The sequence below is a fragment of the Agromyces binzhouensis genome (genome assembly GCF_004135055.1).
Lineage (GTDB): Bacteria > Actinomycetota > Actinomycetes > Actinomycetales > Microbacteriaceae > Agromyces > Agromyces binzhouensis.
This window is the reverse complement of record NZ_SDPL01000792.1, coordinates 1-627: the sequence shown is the minus strand read 5'-3', so window position 1 is coordinate 627 and position 627 is coordinate 1. Positions and strand designations below refer to the sequence as shown.

1 protein-coding gene is annotated in these 627 nt (G+C 75.3%); it reads right to left on the bottom strand.

What is annotated here, in order from left to right:
• Window positions 1–58 precede the first annotated feature (58 nt).
• Window positions 59–430: a nuclear transport factor 2 family protein gene (locus ESO86_RS18260; RefSeq protein ID WP_129236076.1), complete on the bottom strand. Its 372-nt coding sequence runs from the start codon at window positions 428–430 to the stop codon at window positions 59–61.
• Window positions 431–627 lie beyond the last annotated feature (197 nt).

The following is a 627-nucleotide window of genomic DNA, read 5'->3' as shown; positions in this document are numbered from 1 at the left end:
GCTGACGCCGGCACGCTGACGCCGGCACGCTGACGCCGGTGCGGCGGGCGCTGCGCGGTCAGCCGACGTGCGGGCCGAGCGGCGTCCCCTGGTGGAACAGCATCCTCGGCCGCCCGCCCGTGAGCCGCCAGAGCGAGCTGCGGCGGCTCCGCATGCCGTCGGCGTCGAGCGTGTAGGTCAGGAGGGCGAGATCCGGTCCGACGAGCTCGACGTGCTCTCCGGTCACGACTGCCGACTGCACGTCGACCGCGTCGGGCCCGGTCATGACGTCGATCAGCTCGTCGCGCGTCCACAGGCGCCCGCTGCGCCCGATCTCGCGGAACGACTCGTGGAGCAGGTCCTCGAGGGCCGCGGGGTCCCGTCGGGTCTCGGGCTCGAGCAGCCGGCGTTCCGCTCCGGTCACGAGCACGGCGATGGACTCGTCTTCCATGCCGCGAGCCTACGCCGTCGGTCGCCGCCGCGCGCCGCCGCGCATCGGGGGTCGTTCGGCCGTTGCATGCCGTCGGCGGGCGTGCACACCATGGATCCATGGCGACCCCCCGCGACTTCGACCCCGCCTGCGAGGACCCGGCCGAGGTCGCCGGTCGCCTCGGCGTCGACCCCGACGTCGGGCTCGCCGCGGCCGAG